The following is a 17,374-nucleotide window of genomic DNA, read 5'->3' on the forward strand; positions in this document are numbered from 1 at the left end:
CAAACCTATGCAGGAAAAAGCCACTCACTTTGTATCAAAAGTATGTCTCTTAGCACTCAAACGTGAGCAAATGTTGCTATCACCCCACCGGCTCACAGTTGCTTACAAAGACAAGACTTACCCGTTTCAACACTGACTAAACTCAAGTGGCACGGGCATCATAGCCAAAATCACTTAATCGCGATTTTGTGATTTGGCTGGCGTTATCCGTGCTGAACACTCTCACTTAACTAGCACCCAGCCCTAAGCCGTATTGGACGAGTTAACAAGTGAATGCACCGTATAAATTAGCGAGGATGTCATGAAAACACTGACTCTTTTACCCATAGCCAGCCGCTTATTAATTTGCAGCGCACTTACACAAGGCACAGCATTTACATTGGGCACTGCAATCACATTAGGCATTGCACCGCTAGGTCAAGCCATCGCCGCTGGCTCAGCGGCTAACTCAGTCGCGAGCCCAAACATTGAAACCATCACAGTGACCTATCGCGACCCGCTCGATTATGCCTTATATCAACATACCACGGAAATGTTGAGCGCATTTCGACTCGAAATTCGTGAAGACATCGGCATTCAAGCACGTAATAGCTTGATGGAAATAGCCAAAGCTCAGCATGTTAATCATCATAACCTCGCCCAAGTGCCAGCGAGTAATAAAAACCTAGCATTTGTATGGGTATCGCCCTCAGCAAAAGCCAATCGGTAAAAGTGTGGACAAAGCTGGTCAGCAGCCATAACAGCAGGTAAAATGTCGCGCTATTTTTATTGGTCATCTTAGGGCGACACAACTGATGAGTAAGAAACTCCATATCAAGACTTGGGGCTGTCAAATGAATGAGTATGACTCATCCAAGATGGCTGATCTGTTAGGCGAATACCAAGGTTATACCTTGACAGAAGAAGCGTCTGAGGCAGACATTCTCCTGCTGAACACTTGTTCAATCCGTGAAAAAGCGCAGGAAAAAGTGTTCCATCAGCTAGGACGCTGGAAGACGCTTAAAGATAAAAATCCCAATTTGATTATTGGCGTGGGCGGCTGTGTTGCTTCGCAAGAAGGCAAAGCCATTAAAGACAGAGCCCAATGTGTCGACATTATTTTTGGACCACAAACATTACACCGTCTGCCCGATATGATCGAGCAAGTACGCCGTGGTGACAAAGCGGTTATCGATATCAGCTTCCCTGAAATCGAAAAATTCGATCGCCTGCCTGAGCCACGCGCCGAAGGCCCAACGGCGTTCGTGTCTATCATGGAAGGTTGCAGCAAATACTGTTCATTCTGTGTGGTTCCTTATACGCGCGGCGAAGAAGTCAGCCGTCCATCGGACGACATCATCCTTGAGATCGCCCAATTGGCGGAGCAAGGCGTACGTGAAGTGAACCTGCTCGGCCAAAACGTCAATGCCTATCGCGGCGCAACCCACGATGACGGCATCTGTACCTTTGCTGAATTACTGCGTTTTGTGGCAGCCATCGACGGTATCGATCGTATCCGCTTCACGACCAGTCACCCGATTGAATTTACACAAGATATTATCGACGTTTACGAAGATACCCCAGAGCTAGTGAGCTTCTTACACTTGCCAGTACAATCGGGTTCTGACCGTATTCTCACGGCGATGAAGCGCGGCCACATGGCGATTGAATATAAGTCCATCATCCGCCGCCTGCGTAAAGCCCGTGAAGGCATTCAAATCAGCTCAGACTTTATCATTGGCTTCCCAGGCGAAACCAAAGAAGACTTTGCCGATACTATGAAATTAATTGAAGACATAGGTTTCGACCACAGCTTCAGCTTTATCTATAGCGCACGTCCGGGCACGCCAGCGGCGGATTTACCCGATAACGTCGATATGGAAGAGAAAAAGCAACGTCTGGCGATTCTGCAAGACCGCATCACCCAGCAAGCCATGCGCTATAGCCGCCACATGATGGGCACAGTGCAACGTATTCTGGTTGAAGGTCCATCGGTTAAAAATCCAATGGAACTGCGTGGCCGTACTGAGAACAACCGAGTGGTGAACTTCGAAGGTCAGCCAAAACACATTGGTACTTTCGTAGATGTCGAAATCGTCGACGTTTACACTAACTCACTGCGCGGTGTCTTTATCCGCGGCGAAGATGAAATGGATCTACGTCGTAGCCTGCGTCCGGCTGAAATTCTGGCCAAGCGCAAGCAAGATGATGAACTGGGTGTGACTCAATTTAAGCCATAAGCTTTAAATTGGCTTAAACAGTACCTATATAGAAAAGGGCGACTTAGTCGCCCTTTTGCTTTCACGCACTTTTGTTTAAGTCTACCAAGGCAATTGTTATTTTCCGTTAGCAATTATCGGCTATGGCTCGTAAACTGAAATTATCTTGCAAGGGTTTAGCGACATCAACCTTGCTTTCTTATTCGCTATTGGGAGTGCTATTTGTCCAGTAAATTAACTACCATGAATCTGTATCTCGAACCCGCAGAAACACGCCGTCTGGCTTCACTGTGCGGTCCATTCGATGACAATATCAAGCAGATAGAACGTCGCGTTGGCGTTGAAATCGTCCGCAAGAACAATCATTTCCAGATCACCGGACTGCCACGCAATTGTTTAAGCGCCAACAACTTACTCAAAGAACTCTACATCGAGACCCAAACGGTCAAAGGCAGCACGCCCGATCTTGAGCCTGAACAAGTCCATATCGCCATTCAAGAAGCCATCGCCCTAGAGCAAGAAGACGCGAGCGACGACAGCAGCATTAATATCAAAACCCGCCGCGGCGTCATTAAGCCACGCAATCCAAACCAAAGCCTATATGTGGCCAATATTGTGCGCCACGACATTACCTTTGGTATTGGTCCAGCGGGAACCGGCAAAACCTACCTTGCGGTAGCAGCGGCAGTGGATGCGTTAGAACGCCAAGAAGTGCGCCGTATTTTGCTGACTCGCCCAGCGGTAGAAGCGGGTGAAAAACTAGGTTTCTTACCAGGGGATTTAAGTCAAAAGGTCGATCCTTATTTACGTCCACTCTATGACGCACTATTCGAAATGCTCGGCTTTGAAAAAGTGGAACGCTTAATTGAGAAAAACGTCATCGAAGTGGCGCCGCTTGCCTATATGCGCGGTCGCACCTTGAACGATGCCTTTATTATTCTCGATGAAAGCCAAAACACCACAATCGAGCAAATGAAGATGTTCCTCACCCGTATCGGCTTTAATTCCCGTGCGGTGATCACAGGCGACATCACCCAAACCGACTTGCCTAAACATCAAAAGTCCGGCTTACGCCACGCGATTGAAGTGTTAAGCCAAGTAGAAGAAATCAGCTTTAACTTTTTCGTCTCCCAAGACGTCGTGCGCCATCCTGTGGTTGCTCGCATCGTCGAAGCCTATGAGGCCTTTGATTTAAAAGAGCAAACCTTAAAGGCCAAGAAAGAAAGCCAATACCAGAAACAACAGGAAGCCGCAGCACATGAGTCTTGATTTAGCCTTAGATATTCAACATGCCACCACCTGCGACGGGTTGCCAACGGACGAGCAATTCGCCCTTTGGGTCACAACCGCGATTGGCAATAGCATGGATGAAGCTGAATTAACCATACGTATAGTCGACAGCCGCGAGAGTCAGATGCTCAATAGCACCTACCGCGGCAAAGACAAACCGACCAATGTGTTGTCATTTCCCTTTGAAGCACCACCAGAAATTGAACTTCCTTTACTCGGAGATCTTGTCATTTGCGCGGCAGTCGTTGAAAATGAAGCCCGTGAACAACAAAAACCACTAGAAGCGCACTGGGCACACATGGTTGTACATGGTTGCTTGCATCTGCTAGGGTATGATCACATCGACGATGAAGAAGCCGAAGAGATGGAGTCATTAGAGACTCAACTCATTGAAAGCTTAGGTTTTACTGACCCATATAAGGAACAATAATTAGCTAAGATAATCCCTATCAAAAGCTAATGAGAAAACTATGAGTGACGATATCCCCCCGAGTACGAACGCCCACAAGAAAGGTTGGTTTGATAGAGTAAGTCAGCTATTTCAGGGCGAACCTCAAAATCGCGAAGATTTAGTCGATGTGATTGATGGTGCAGAACAGCGCGATCTGATCACTCAAGACACCCGCGAGATGATAAAAGGTGTATTAGACGTTTCTGATATGCGTGTTCGGGATATCATGATCCCAAGAGCTCAAATTGTCGCCCTCCAGATAGACAACTCGGTCGAAGAATTACTCGCCACTGTGATTGGTTCAGGTCACTCGCGCTTCCCCGTCGTTAACGAAGATAAAGACCATATCGAAGGCATATTACTTGCCAAAGATTTGATCCCTTACGGTTTCTCCAACAGTGATGAGCCCTTCTCACTGGATCGCGTGATCCGTCCTGCTGTGGTTGTACCCGAAAGCAAACGCGTTGATGTATTGCTAAAAGAATTCCGATCTCAGCGCTATCACATGGCGATTGTGGTTGACGAGTACGGCGGCGTATCGGGACTCGTGACTATCGAAGATATTTTGGAAGAAATTGTCGGTGAGATTGAAGACGAATTCGACCACGATAGCACGGAAGAAACCGAGATCCGCAAAGTCGGCAACACGGTTTATATGGTTAAGGCCTTGACGCCAATCGAAGATTTCAACGAAGAATTCAACACTGAATTCAGTGATGAAGAATTTGATACCGTCGGTGGCTTAGTCTCACATGCCTTTGGCCATCTGCCAGAACGTAACGAGAGCATCATCATTGAAGGCATTGAATTTAAAGTGATCAATGCTGACACAAGGCGTTTAATCCAACTCAGAGTTAAACTCCCCGATCCTAATACTGGCGAAGACGTAGAATAATCACTCGTGCTAAAACAAATCCGGGCTTTTGCCCAACAAAAGTCCCGACCTAGTGCTTTGAGACTCGTACTGGCATTTGCCCTTGGCGCCAGTACGGCGCTTTCATTTGCGCCCTATTCCATTTGGATAATCTATCCGTTTGCCATGGCGATTGCCCTCTGGCATAGCCGAGCGCTTGACGCTAAGGCGAGCTTTTACTATTGGTTAAGCTTTGGGTTTGGCTGTTTTGCCGTAGGGATCAGCTGGGTACATGTGAGTATGGATACCTTTGGTGGTATGCCGCTCATCGCCTCCATAGGCTTGATGGCCTTGTTGGCTTTGTACTTAGCCTTATATCCGGCACTAACAGGTTTAGCGCTGGCTTGGTTAACTAAAACGCTCTGTAAAAATGGCGAAACCACGTTTAGCCTTTGGCGTAATCTCGCCCTCTTCCCCGCCCTGTGGACCTTGACCGAATGGGCTCGTGGCTGGGTGATGACAGGTTTCCCCTGGTTATGGGCCGGTTACTCGCAAACCCAAGGGCCGCTTAAACCCCTTGCCAGTATCATAGGCGCACTAGGGTTAAGCTTTGTGCTGGCCATGCTAGCAGGTGCATTAGCCCTTTGTTTTACTAAGCGTTATAAGAGTTTACTGCTTTTACTGCCGCTCAGTATTCTGGCAGTTTGGGCTGCACCTAAGGTTTCCAACATTCATCCTACGGGTGAAAATGTTAAAGTGGCACTGGTGCAAGGCAATATTCCCCAAAGCATGAAATGGGAACCCGACGCCCTGTGGCCAACCCTATTAAAATACATGGATTTATCCCGCGAACATTTTGATGCCGATATTATTATTTGGCCAGAAGCGGCAGTTCCCGCGCCAGAATCTATGGTGCAGGACTTTTTAGATAACGCCAATAAAGTCGCCAATCTAAACCATACGTCAATCATCACTGGCATTATCAGCCATCAAAACAATGAGTTTTATAATTCATTAATTGTGCTTGGTAATCATAATCAGAAACAACAAGCTGGCCCTGACTATGAGGGCGATGGTAGCAATCAATTTAAGAAACACCATCTGTTGCCGATTGGCGAGTTTGTGCCGTTTGAAGCGCTACTTCGCCCGATTGCGCCTTTCTTTAATTTGCCTATGTCCTCCTTTGCCAGAGGCGAATATCAACAGCCAAATCTAAGTGCCCTAGGCCATAAAATCGCGCCCGCGATTTGTTATGAAATTGCCTTCCCAGAGCAATTACGCGACAGTGTTAATCAAGGGACAGATATACTGTTAACTGTCTCAAATGACGCTTGGTTTGGTAGTTCAAACGGCCCATTACAACATATGGAAATCGCCCAAATGCGCGCAGTTGAATTGGGGCGCCCTTTGTTGCGGGCAACCAACAATGGCGTGACTGCGGTAGTCGATGAACATGGCAATATCACAGCATCCTTACCCCAGTTTGAAACAGGTGTGCTAAGCGCAACCATTCCCTTGGTCACAGGCCAAACTTGGTTCGCAAAATTAGGTCAAACACCCCTACTACTGCTCTGTGGTTTACTGGTATTACTCGGCTTTGGCCGACGTGTAAAAGCGCAATAGGATCAAGACCATGCGTTACCCAATCAATAAACAAGATGCGGCTGGCTTTACCTTGATTGAACTGGTCGTGGTGATTATTGTACTTGGGATCTTGGCAGTGATTGCCGCGCCTAAATTTATCGGTTTGAGTAAAGAGGCTCGGGTACAAACCTTGAGCCAATTACAGGCCAGCGTAAAAACCGCCAACACACTGGCCTACTCCAAAACGCAAATGCCCAGCCTGCGAAGCCAAGCCGTTGCAGGCCGCGATGATATTATTGATATCGACCTCAATGGCGATGGCACGCCAGATACCAGATTAAAATGGGGTTATCTCGATAATACCGACATGGAAAAATGGATCACCTCAGATGAAAAGCTCATCATTCAATATCAAGGCGTTGATATCACTTACATAGGATATGATCTTAACGGGGACACCTTAGTGAATGACGGTCAATGTTATTTCCGCTACACCCAAGCTAGCGACGCCAGCACTGCTCCGCAATACGATATCAACTCCCAAGGTTGTTAGGCTGAAACTCAGTTAACCTGTGTTATCCCACAATTATCTGCGAATAGATTAGGCTGATTGCGCGTTACACGTTAAGGTGAACGATTAGACGTGGCCTTATACCAATCATAGTTACTGTTGCTGTTACTGTGTCTGCATAGCCAATAGATTGGTACCATTACCTCGTTCCTTAACCAAGCTACACATCAAGGCAACTCTATGGCACTGCTTCGCGTGCGCTACCAAACCCACGAGTTTGGCGATCTCGATATTCATGTCAGAACCCTAAGAGACAATCAGGAATTTGACGACATAGATGGCGAAGCCGAAAAGCTCGGTATTTCCTCCGCAACTTGGCCGTTATTTGGCATAGTCTGGCCATCGAGCCAAGTGCTCTCGCACCACATGGCAGACTACAAAATTGGCAATAAACGTATTCTTGAAGTGGGCTGTGGTATTGGGCTCGCGAGTCTAGTGCTCAACCATAGGCACGCCGATATCACAGCAACCGACTATCACCCAGAATCAGGAAATTTCCTTAAGCAGAATGTCGATTTAAATCATGGTCGGGCGATCCCGTTTGTGCGCACTGGCTGGGCTGATGCAGAAACGAATTTAGGCTTATTTGATCTGATCATTGGTAGCGATCTCTTGTACGAACAAGAACATGCCGATCTGTTGTCACAATTTATTGAGCAGCATGCTAAACCGGTTTGCGATGTGGTCTTGGTTGATCCCGGTCGTGGTAATCATGCCAAATTCAGTAAACGTATGGTCACCTTAGGTTACGAACACACACAACATAAACCCATTCACACTGAATTCTTATTGGCGCCTTTCGGTGGCCAAATCCTCAGTTACTGTCGTACGAACAGTTGATATTGTCTGATTAACCAAGATAGCGGTGATTTCGGTTTAATTGAGCAAAAAAAACGACGCAGATGCGTCGTTTTAACGAAATAAGATCGTTAACGCGACTAAGGCGTTAGCGGCTCGCGGGTAAATTCTTCGTGATCACACTCTGGGCAATCAGGGATGGGACTCGGAAATTCAATACTCATTTCATTGCCACAGTTAGTGCATACCATGATGCCCTGACTTACTATGTCGCCACTTTTGTAATAACCATTTTGCTTAAAATCTTGCGTTAATTCATGCCATTCCACTTGGCTGCGATCGGTTATTTCACCCAACCAATGCCAAAGCGTATTCTCCAAAGTAATCACAGTTTGGCTGTGGCTCAGACTATCGGCGTTCTGCTCGCGAAGAAAACTGGTAATATCACGTTTTAAGAATTGTTCTACTAAAGCGAGCTCATCTTCTCCAGCCTGTTGTTTAAGACGTAAAAACTCCTTACCTTGAGTGACAGAGTTAAATAAGTTCTTTACAGTCAGCGTGTTATCTTCTGAAAATTGAGCTTTCACTTCGGTAATTAAGGCTTGATACAGTCCTAGTAACACGTTACTTCTATCATTCATAACCAATACTCCTTCATACGAACCTTTTTAATGCATCGCTTCTAGTTTATTCTATGCAGATCTTACTCGCGCTGATATGGCGTTAGATCAAATAATAGGCGGCACTGCCGGAAATAGAGTGATGCAAGAGCAATATAATCCCTCAGAAATTGAAGCCTTAGTGCAAAAGCACTGGCATGACAACAAAACCTTCGAAGTCACTGAAGACGCAAACAAAGAAAAGTTTTATTGCCTTTCGATGTTTCCGTACCCTTCTGGCAGACTCCACATGGGACACGTACGCAACTATACCATAGGTGACGTAGTTGCACGCTTTCAACGTCTTCAAGGCAAAAACGTGCTCCAGCCTATCGGTTGGGACTCATTTGGTCTGCCCGCAGAAAATGCCGCGATTAACAACAAGACTGCGCCTGCGCCATGGACCTATGAAAACATAGAGTACATGAAGAACCAGCTGAAACTGCTGGGTTTTGGTTACGATTGGAGCCGTGAAATCGCCACTTGTACCCCAGAATATTATCGCTGGGAACAATGGTTCTTCACTAAGTTGTACGAGAAAGGCCTAGTCTATAAAAAGACAGCTTCAGTCAACTGGTGTCCAAACGATGAAACCGTACTGGCGAACGAGCAAGTTCAAGACGGTTGCTGCTGGCGCTGTGATACCCCTGTGGAACAAAAAGAAATTCCACAGTGGTTCATTAAGATCACTGCCTATGCAGAAGAATTATTAAACGATATCGATACCTTAGATGGTTGGCCAGATCAGGTCAAAACCATGCAACGTAACTGGATTGGTCGCAGCGAAGGCGTAGAAATGACCTTCGGCGTCGCAGGCCACGATAAAAGCTTCGATATCTATACCACGCGTCCAGATACCTTAATGGGCGTGACTTATGTGGCGATTGCCGCAGGTCATCCATTGGCTGAAATCGCCGCGCACACCAATCCTGAGCTTGCCGCCTTTATCGATGAGTGCAAAAACAGCACAACATCAGAAGCCGAACTCGCGACTATGGAAAAACGCGGTGTCGCTACAGGGCTTTTCGCCATTCATCCTATCACTGGTAAGCAAGTCCCGATTTGGGCAGCTAACTTTGTGTTGATGAACTATGGCACAGGCGCTGTGATGTCAGTTCCAGGCCACGATCAACGTGACTTCGAATTTGCGAAAAAATACGGCCTGGCGATTGAAGCTGTGATCAAGCCAGTTGATGGCGACGTTGATATCAGCGAAGCCGCATATACCGAAAAAGGCGTACTGTTTAACTCGGGAGAGTTCGACGGCTTAGACTTTGAAGCGGGCTTTAATGCCATCGCTAACAAGTTAGTCGCCGAAGGTAAAGGCAAGCGCCAAGTCAACTATCGCCTACGCGATTGGGGTGTTTCACGTCAGCGTTATTGGGGCGCACCCATCCCTATGGTGACCTTAGCCGACGGCACTGTGATCCCAACGCCAGCAGATCAACTGCCAGTATTGCTGCCAGAAGATGTGGTGATGGACGGTATTCAAAGCCCAATAAAGGCCGATAAAGAATGGGCAAAAACCCAAGTCAACGGTCAAGATGCGCTGCGCGAAACCGATACCTTCGATACCTTTATGGAATCGTCTTGGTATTACGCCCGTTACTGCAGCCCGCATGCAGACGAAATGTTAGATCCTGCTAAAGCCAACTACTGGCTACCTGTGGATCAATACATTGGCGGTATCGAACACGCGTGTATGCATTTGTTATATTTCCGCTTCTTCCACAAGTTGCTACGTGATGCAGGTCTGGTTAACTCTAACGAGCCAGCCAAACAACTGCTGACCCAAGGCATGGTGTTGGCCGATGCTTTCTACTACATCAACGAAAAAGGCGCCCGTGTATGGGTTTCTCCTTTAGATGTAGCGACCACAGAAAAAGACGACAAGGGCCGCATTACTAAGGCTATCGACAAAGACGGCAATGAGCTGGTTTATACCGGCATGAGCAAGATGTCTAAGTCGAAAAACAACGGTATCGATCCTCAAGTCATGGTTGAAAAATACGGCGCCGATACCGTTCGCCTATTTATGATGTTCGCCTCACCACCAGAATTAACTCTGGAATGGCAAGAGTCTGGCGTTGAAGGCGCACACCGCTTCATTAAACGTCTGTGGAAATTGGCAAACGAGCATGTGAACCAAGATAACAGCGAAGCCTTAGATGTCAGCACGTTAACAAGTGACCAAAAAGCGCTGCGCCGTGAAGTCCACAAGACTATCGCTAAAGTGACCGACGATATCGGCCGCCGTCAGATGTTTAACACTGCGGTTGCCGCCGTGATGGAACTGATGAACCATCTGCAAAAAGCGCCACAAACCACAGGTCAAGACAACGCCATTATCGGCGAAGCCTTATCGGCCATAGTGCGTTTGCTGTACCCTATCATTCCGCATGTGAGCTTTAACCTGTGGAACGAGTTAGGCAATGCAAGCAACATCGAAGACAGCCAATGGCCAGTCGTTGACGAAGCGGCGCTAGTTGAAGACAGCAAGCTCATCGTTGTGCAAGTTAACGGTAAAGTTCGCGCAAAAATCACAGTGGCAGCCGATGCTGATAAAGAATCAGTAGAAGCCTTAGGCATGAGTGATGAGCATGTGATCAAATACCTAGACGGCCTGACGGTGCGTAAAGTGATCTATGTGCCGGGCAAACTGCTTAGCATAGTGGCTAACTAACGGCTGCTAATAACTCGCTATACTCAAAGCTATTGAAGTTGCAGCATAGCTGCAACTTCAAGTCCGCAGGGTATACCACGAATAGGAAACCGCGAAATCTATGCTAATCAAACGCATATGCTTCGCAATCATGGCACTAGTGATTATGACTAGCGCCGGTTGCGGTTTTAAGCTTCAACGCAGTTATCAAATCCCCGATGTCCTCAATCATTTGAGTTTGAGCAGCGCGGATGAATACAGCGAACTCACCCGTTTAGTACGAGAGCGTCTGCGCTTGAATAATATCCAAGTTGTCGACGCCGCCGATGACGTTCCAGTATTAAGGTTAATCACCGACTCCCTTGAACGCTCGACCTTATCTTTGTATCCCACGGGTAACGTCGCCGAGTATGAGCTGATTTATTTAGTCGAATTTGCTGTGGCATTGCCGGGCAAAGAAGCCCAGCCTTTCAAGGTTGAAATTCGCCGCGACTACTTAGACGATCCCCGTACCGCATTGGCAAAGAGTCGTGAAATGGAATTGCTGACGAAGGAAATGCGTATCCAAGCTGCGGATCGTATTCTGCAAGCGATGGCCAGTACTGAGGTGAATTAATGCGGGCCATCAATTCAATGCGGATAATCTACTCAATGCGGATAATCGACTAAATGAGAGTCTATCCCGATCAACTCTCCCGCCACCTTAACCAATTATTTCCTTGTTATCTGATTTTTGGTGATGATCCTTGGTTGATTGAAACCACCAAAGATCAGATCCGCCAATTCGCCAAGCGTCAGGGATTCGATGAAAAAGTCCAACTCATTCAAGAGACGGGCTTTAATTGGAACGACTTGACTCAGGAATGGCAGGCCATGAGCCTGTTTTCCAGTAAGCGTCTGATTGAGTTAACCCTTCCACAATCTAAGCCCGGTGCCGAAGGCTCAAGCACACTGCAAGCCCTATTGCAGACGCCCAATCCCGATATGCTGTTGATTATCGAAGGGCCAAAGCTCGCCACAGAGCAAACCAACAGTAAATGGTTTAAGACCTTAGATGCCCATGGCATGTATCTGCCCTGCGCCACGCCTGAGGGCGATCAGTTTATGCGCTGGCTCGATGGCCGCATCAAGCACTTTAAGCTCAATCTGCAGCCGGATGCGCGTGCTATGCTGCATTCGCTGTATGAAGGCAATTTACTGGCTGCCGATCAAGCCATGCAGTTGCTGCAACTCCTAAGCCCAACAAATCCCGTCAGTGCCGATGAACTGAGCCACTATTTTGAAGATCAATCGCGCTTCACTGTATTTCAACTCACGGATGCATTACTGAATAATAAACAGGATAGCGCGCAGCACATGCTGGCCCAGCTCAATGGCGAAGGCACAGCCTTACCTATCCTGCTGTGGGCCTTGTTTAAAGAGCTCGGCTTGTTATTCAATTTAAAATGCGAGCAAGCCCAAGGCGTTGCACTGAGTGCACTCTGGGGTAAGCATCGTATTTGGGATAAGCGTAAGCCACTGTATCAAGCGGCGCTGCAACGACTTAGCCTTGAACAACTCGAACATATGCTCGCCCTCGCTTCGAAACTTGAGCTCAATTTAAAGCAGCAGGGTAAAGAGGATTGGACTGGGCTGAGCCACCTGTGTCTGTTATTTGATCCTAGAGCCCATCGGCATCTGGCACATATAGCCATAGACTAATCATAAGTTAACCAAAGAGTTGATATGCGCATTGGTATTTTAGGCGGCACTTTCGACCCGATACACTATGGTCATATCCGTCCGGCGATGGAAGTGAAACACGCATTAGCCTTGGATAAAATCCTGCTGATGCCGAACCATATTCCGCCCCATAAACAGCAGCCTAACTTAACCACAGCGCAGCGCCTCAAGATGGTTGCCGATGTCTGCTCGCAGCTTGATGGCTTTGAGCTGTGCGATATCGAGGCAAAGCGCGACACGCCTTCCTACACAGTTATCACCCTTGAGCAACTGAAAGCCTTACATCCTAAAGACGAACTGTTTTTTATCATGGGGATGGACTCTTTCATCCAATTACAAAGCTGGCATGAGTGGCAACGCTTGTTCGACTTTGCACAACTCGTTGTCTGCCAGCGTCCGGGTTGGCAGCTCGATGCCGAGCATCCTATGCAGCAAATATTAACGGCCCGCAGTCAAGCCCAAGCACTCGCAGAGCATGCTGCTAACCCCGCCCATAGAAATGGTGGGCAGATTTTCCCTGTGACAATTACGCCACAGGATATTTCCTCGACGCACATTCGTGAGCAACTGGCAAAAGGCGAAATCCCCGCCGATTTACTCATGCCCGTCACGCTAGATTACATCCAAAATCAACGACTTTACTTACCTTAGCTCGAAACGTAAGCAGATATCGCCCACTCAACTGCCAATGGCAATGTATTCCGGCAAGCAACACTGGTATACTACCGCGCTATTTAAAATTAATGAGGTACGCCAGCGTGCAGAGCGCGGAATTAAAACAGTTTGTTGTCGACAAGATCGACGACTTAAAAGCCAGAGACGTTGTTGTTCTGGATGTCAGCAAGCAATCTAATATCACTGACTACATGGTCATATGTTCAGGTACATCAAAGACTCACGTTAAAGCTATCGCTGAAAACCTTGTGGTTGAAGCGAAGCAAGCCGGTATTCCACCTTTAGGTGTTGAAGGCCGCGAAAGCAGCGAATGGGTTCTTGTGGACATGGGCGATGTGATCCTGCACGTTATGCAAGATCAAACCCGTGATTTCTACCAGCTTGAAAAGCTCTGGTCAGAAAAGCAAGACTGATGAAGTTACAGCTCATCGCAGTAGGAACACGGATGCCCGATTGGGTTACCCGTGGTTTCGAAGAATACCAGCGCCGTTTTCCCCGTGATATGGCGCTGGAGCTTATCGAAATACCCGCTGGAAAGCGGGGGAAAAATGCCGACATTGTCCGGATCCTTCAAAAAGAAGGCGAACAAATGTTGGCGGCCATTCCCAAAGGCAATCATATTGTTAGCTTAGATCTCCCCGGAAAAAACTGGACGACCCCCGAGCTTGCAACCGCGTTGACTAAATGGCAACTCGATGGTCGCGACGTCAGTTTACTGATCGGCGGACCTGAAGGATTAGCGCCAGCTTGCAAAGAAGCGGCAAACCAAAGTTGGTGCCTATCGGCATTAACCTTACCTCATCCCTTAGTTAGGGTTGTAGTCGCCGAAAGTTTGTACCGCGCGTGGAGCGTGAACACGAATCACCCCTACCATAGAGAATAGCGGGATCTTGATGTTAACGAGTGTCAACCACCCGTCATGGGATCAGCCGGAGATAGCATAAGTGTCGCCAAAAAAGCGGATAACAATGCATGATCACGCCGCCGAGGCGTCTCTTTTTAAGCGCCGAGCGCTATTCACTTTTTTTTGCGTTTTCGCCCTATTAAGCGTATTAGTCACCAACCTTTATCATTTACAGGTTGAATCCTATAAGGATTATGCAACTCGCTCGAATGATAATCGCATTCGTGTTGTTCCCATTGCTCCTAGTCGCGGCCTCATTTACGATCGTAACGGCGTGCTGTTAGCCGAAAACTTACCCTTCTATTCCCTCGATCTGGTTCCTGAAAAAATCAGTAACATGTCAGAGACCTTAGATGAGCTCGGCAAGTTAATTGAGATCAGTGAAGATGAACGCGAAACCTTTACCGAAGCGCTGAAACTTCATCGCCGCTTCAAACCCCTGACGCTCAAAAACCAGCTCACCGAAGAGCAAGTGGCGATTTTTAGTGTTAACCAACATAAATTCCCAGGCATTTCCGTCGAAGCGGGTCTGAAGCGTAATTATCCCTACGGCGCGCAAATCACCCATGTGCTGGGTTATGTTGGCAAGATTAACACCCGAGACAGAGCCCAGTTAGAGCGCAGCGATCTGTGGAAAAACTATGCGGCCACCAAGGACATTGGTAAGCAAGGCATTGAAAAGTTTTATGAGTCCCTACTGCATGGCAAACCGGGTCACTTAGAAGAAGAAGTGAACAACCGCGGCCGCGCAATTCGTACCTTAAAAATAGTACCGCCAGAGCCGGGACAAGATATTTACCTGACCTTAGATCTCAAGCTGCAACAAAAAGCGGTTGAGCTACTCACAGGTTTGCGTGGTTCTATTGTCGCAATCGATCCCCGTGATGGTGGGGTTTTAGCTATGGTATCGAGTCCAAGCTATGATCCAAACCAATTTGTGCAAGGGATTAATAACAAAGATTACAGCGCCTTGCTCAATGATAAATCACGACCTTTGATCAACCGTGCAACCCAAGGCCAATATGCGCCAGCATCAACCATTAAGCCACATCTCGGACTTTTAGGGCTTGATGAAAAAGTCATTACCGAGAGCACCCGTGTGTGGGACCCTGGTTTTTGGCAAATTCCCGGTGTCGAACGTAAGTACCGTGACTGGAGACGCTGGGGACACGGCTGGGTTAACGTTTACAGTGCCATTACCGAATCCTGCGATACCTTCTTCTACGAACTCGCCTACAAAGTTGGGGTAGACCATATTGCCCGTTTTATGGAGCAATTTGGCTTTGGTCAAAATACCGGAATCGATATCTTTGAAGAATCTTCAGGCAACATGCCATCCAAAGAATGGAAACGCTTAAAGTACAATCAAGCTTGGTACATAGGCGATACCATTTCCGTCGGTATTGGCCAAGGTTATTGGACGGCAACCCCATTACAGTTGGCGAATGCCGTTGGGATCATGGCTAACAAAGGCCGTCGTTTTCCGCCGCATCTGCTGAAGTCCATTAAAGACAATACGGCCAAGATTGACTCACCGATTAATGAGTTACCGCCGATTGAGCTTAATAGTCCCCGTAACTGGAATATCATCAACGAAGCGATGCGCCAGACGGCGAATAAATCACGCTTCACCGATGCCACTTACACCGCCGCGATGAAAACCGGTACGGCGCAGGTTATTGGCGTAGCAGAAAATACCAAATACGATGCGAGTAAAATTGCCGAACATTTCCGCGATAATGCCTTAGTTGTGGCCTATGCGCCCTTCGAAGATCCTAAAATCGTCCTCGCCGTCGTGATGGAAAACGCAGGTTGGGGCGGCGCAAATGCTGGCCCCGTCGCTCGCGCCATGCTCGATGAATATATGCTTAGAGATACTTGGAAACCGCAACCATGAGTACCCATAGCCAATATCAAAACATCTGGCAACGCTTGCACATAGACTTGCCATTATTGCTCGGCCTATTGGCTGTGATGGGCTTTGGCCTATTCGTCATCTATTCTGCCAGCGGCGAAGATTTAGAGATGATGGAGCGGCAGCTGTTCCGTATGGTGTTGTCGCTCGGCATCATGTTCACTATGGCGCAAATCAATCCTGAGGCGCTTAAACGCTGGGCCTTACCCATTTATCTGGCGGGGATTGTCTTGCTGCTTGGGGTGCACTTTTTCGGTGAAATCAACAAAGGCGCACAGCGCTGGTTGAACTTAGGCTTTATGGAGTTTCAACCCTCAGAGCTGATTAAACTCGCCTTCCCCATCACTATGGCTTGGTATATCAGTAAGTTCCCTCTGCCGCCGAAGAAACGCTATCTTGCGGGTGCGGCGGTGATCTTGCTGGTGCCGACTCTACTTATCGCTAAACAACCCGACCTTGGTACCTCGATTCTGGTGGCCGCATCGGGGATTTTCGTGTTGTTTTTATCGGGCATGAGTTGGATCATTGTCGGCGGTTTTATCGCGGCAGTACTCGCCTTCCTGCCTATTCTTTGGTATTTCTTGATGCACGATTACCAAAGAACGCGGGTATTAACCTTACTCGATCCTGAGCAAGATCCATTGGGGGCGGGTTATCACATTATTCAGTCGAAAATCGCGATTGGCTCCGGCGGACTTTGGGGCAAAGGTTGGCTCGACGGCACTCAGTCACAGCTTGAATTTATCCCTGAACGTCATACCGATTTTATCTTTGCGGTGATCGGTGAAGAATTTGGCTTAATTGGCAGTATCTTACTGTTAATTATGTACCTTTATATTATTGGCCGCGGCTTAGTCATCGCTTCACGCGCCCAAACCAGTTTCGCTCGACTGCTCGCCGGTAGTATCACGCTGACCTTTTTCGTTTATGTTTTTGTGAATATTGGCATGGTTTCAGGTATCCTGCCCGTGGTAGGTGTACCACTGCCCCTTGTCAGTTATGGTGGAACCTCCATGCTGACATTGATGACAGGGTTTGGCATTCTTATGAGCATTCATACCCATAGACGTTTCGTAGATAGATAATTTTTAG

General features: G+C 47.7%; 17 protein-coding genes. 16 read left to right on the forward strand and 1 reads right to left on the reverse strand.

All coding sequences use genetic code 11. The annotated features are described in order from the left end of the window. Window positions 1–301: 301 nt before the first annotated feature. The 8 genes from Q4Q49_RS13570 (at window position 302) to Q4Q49_RS13605 (ending at window position 7,787) form a co-directional block, all read left to right on the forward strand. Entirely contained in the window at window positions 302–709 is a 408-nt protein-coding gene (locus tag Q4Q49_RS13570) for a hypothetical protein (protein ID WP_311999583.1), read from the forward strand. An 85-nt stretch (window positions 710–794) separates the two neighbouring features. Beyond that, window positions 795–2,219 (forward strand): tRNA (N6-isopentenyl adenosine(37)-C2)-methylthiotransferase MiaB, encoded by a 1,425-nt coding sequence (miaB, locus tag Q4Q49_RS13575; protein ID WP_311889919.1) that lies wholly within the window; start codon window positions 795–797, stop codon window positions 2,217–2,219. A 201-nt stretch (window positions 2,220–2,420) separates the two neighbouring features. Beyond that, a complete protein-coding gene (locus Q4Q49_RS13580) occupies window positions 2,421–3,467 on the forward strand; it encodes a PhoH family protein (protein WP_006082740.1) in 1,047 nt (348 codons plus the stop codon). After that, a complete protein-coding gene (gene ybeY / locus Q4Q49_RS13585) occupies window positions 3,457–3,918 on the forward strand; it encodes an rRNA maturation RNase YbeY (protein ID WP_311999584.1) in 462 nt (153 codons plus the stop codon). The genes Q4Q49_RS13580 and ybeY overlap by 11 nt, the downstream gene beginning before the upstream one ends. Before the next feature lie 40 nt (window positions 3,919–3,958). Further along, window positions 3,959–4,834 (forward strand): CNNM family magnesium/cobalt transport protein CorC, encoded by an 876-nt coding sequence (corC, locus tag Q4Q49_RS13590; RefSeq protein WP_006082742.1) that lies wholly within the window; start codon window positions 3,959–3,961, stop codon window positions 4,832–4,834. Window positions 4,835–4,840: 6 nt separating this feature from the next. After that, window positions 4,841–6,415 (forward strand): apolipoprotein N-acyltransferase, encoded by a 1,575-nt coding sequence (lnt, locus tag Q4Q49_RS13595; RefSeq protein ID WP_311999585.1) that lies wholly within the window; start codon window positions 4,841–4,843, stop codon window positions 6,413–6,415. Window positions 6,416–6,425: 10 nt separating this feature from the next. Continuing rightward, a complete protein-coding gene (locus tag Q4Q49_RS13600; protein ID WP_311999586.1) occupies window positions 6,426–6,929 on the forward strand; it encodes a prepilin-type N-terminal cleavage/methylation domain-containing protein in 504 nt (167 codons plus the stop codon). 198 nt (window positions 6,930–7,127) lie between these two features. Next, a complete protein-coding gene (locus tag Q4Q49_RS13605; protein WP_006082745.1) occupies window positions 7,128–7,787 on the forward strand; it encodes a methyltransferase in 660 nt (219 codons plus the stop codon). Between the two features lie 98 nt (window positions 7,788–7,885). Here the strand turns inward: Q4Q49_RS13605 and Q4Q49_RS13610 are convergent, their stop codons facing one another. Further along, window positions 7,886–8,386, reverse strand: a complete 501-nt coding sequence (locus Q4Q49_RS13610) for a zinc ribbon-containing protein (RefSeq protein WP_311999587.1) — start codon at window positions 8,384–8,386, stop codon at window positions 7,886–7,888. 121 nt (window positions 8,387–8,507) lie between these two features. Between Q4Q49_RS13610 and leuS the strand changes: the two genes are divergently transcribed. From leuS to rodA, 8 genes are all read left to right on the forward strand, one after another. Beyond that, window positions 8,508–11,087, forward strand: a complete 2,580-nt coding sequence (gene leuS / locus Q4Q49_RS13615) for a leucine--tRNA ligase (protein WP_006082747.1) — start codon at window positions 8,508–8,510, stop codon at window positions 11,085–11,087. A 100-nt stretch (window positions 11,088–11,187) separates the two neighbouring features. Then, on the forward strand, window positions 11,188–11,682 hold the full coding sequence (gene lptE, locus Q4Q49_RS13620) for an LPS assembly lipoprotein LptE (RefSeq protein ID WP_006086960.1): 495 nt from the start codon (window positions 11,188–11,190) through the stop codon (window positions 11,680–11,682). Window positions 11,683–11,735: 53 nt separating this feature from the next. Continuing rightward, complete coding sequence (gene holA / locus Q4Q49_RS13625) at window positions 11,736–12,767, forward strand: DNA polymerase III subunit delta (RefSeq protein ID WP_311999588.1); 1,032 nt, start codon at window positions 11,736–11,738, stop codon at window positions 12,765–12,767. A 24-nt stretch (window positions 12,768–12,791) separates the two neighbouring features. Next, a complete protein-coding gene (gene nadD, locus Q4Q49_RS13630) occupies window positions 12,792–13,439 on the forward strand; it encodes a nicotinate-nucleotide adenylyltransferase (RefSeq protein WP_311999589.1) in 648 nt (215 codons plus the stop codon). 107 nt (window positions 13,440–13,546) lie between these two features. After that, window positions 13,547–13,876 carry a ribosome silencing factor gene (gene rsfS / locus Q4Q49_RS13635; protein ID WP_106651371.1) on the forward strand — a complete coding sequence of 110 codons (330 nt, stop codon included), beginning with the start codon at window positions 13,547–13,549 and terminating at the stop codon, window positions 13,874–13,876. After that, window positions 13,876–14,346 carry a 23S rRNA (pseudouridine(1915)-N(3))-methyltransferase RlmH gene (rlmH, locus tag Q4Q49_RS13640; protein WP_006082752.1) on the forward strand — a complete coding sequence of 157 codons (471 nt, stop codon included), beginning with the start codon at window positions 13,876–13,878 and terminating at the stop codon, window positions 14,344–14,346. Before rsfS ends, rlmH begins: the two co-directional genes overlap by 1 nt. Before the next feature lie 61 nt (window positions 14,347–14,407). Next, complete coding sequence (gene mrdA / locus Q4Q49_RS13645) at window positions 14,408–16,264, forward strand: penicillin-binding protein 2 (protein ID WP_311999590.1); 1,857 nt, start codon at window positions 14,408–14,410, stop codon at window positions 16,262–16,264. Continuing rightward, window positions 16,261–17,367, forward strand: coding sequence for a rod shape-determining protein RodA (gene rodA / locus Q4Q49_RS13650; RefSeq protein ID WP_259522240.1), 1,107 nt, complete (start codon window positions 16,261–16,263; stop codon window positions 17,365–17,367). Before mrdA ends, rodA begins: the two co-directional genes overlap by 4 nt. Window positions 17,368–17,374 lie beyond the last annotated feature (7 nt).

The organism is Shewanella sp. SP1S1-7, from assembly GCF_031932105.1.
GTDB classification, from domain to species: Bacteria; Pseudomonadota; Gammaproteobacteria; order Enterobacterales; family Shewanellaceae; genus Shewanella; species Shewanella baltica.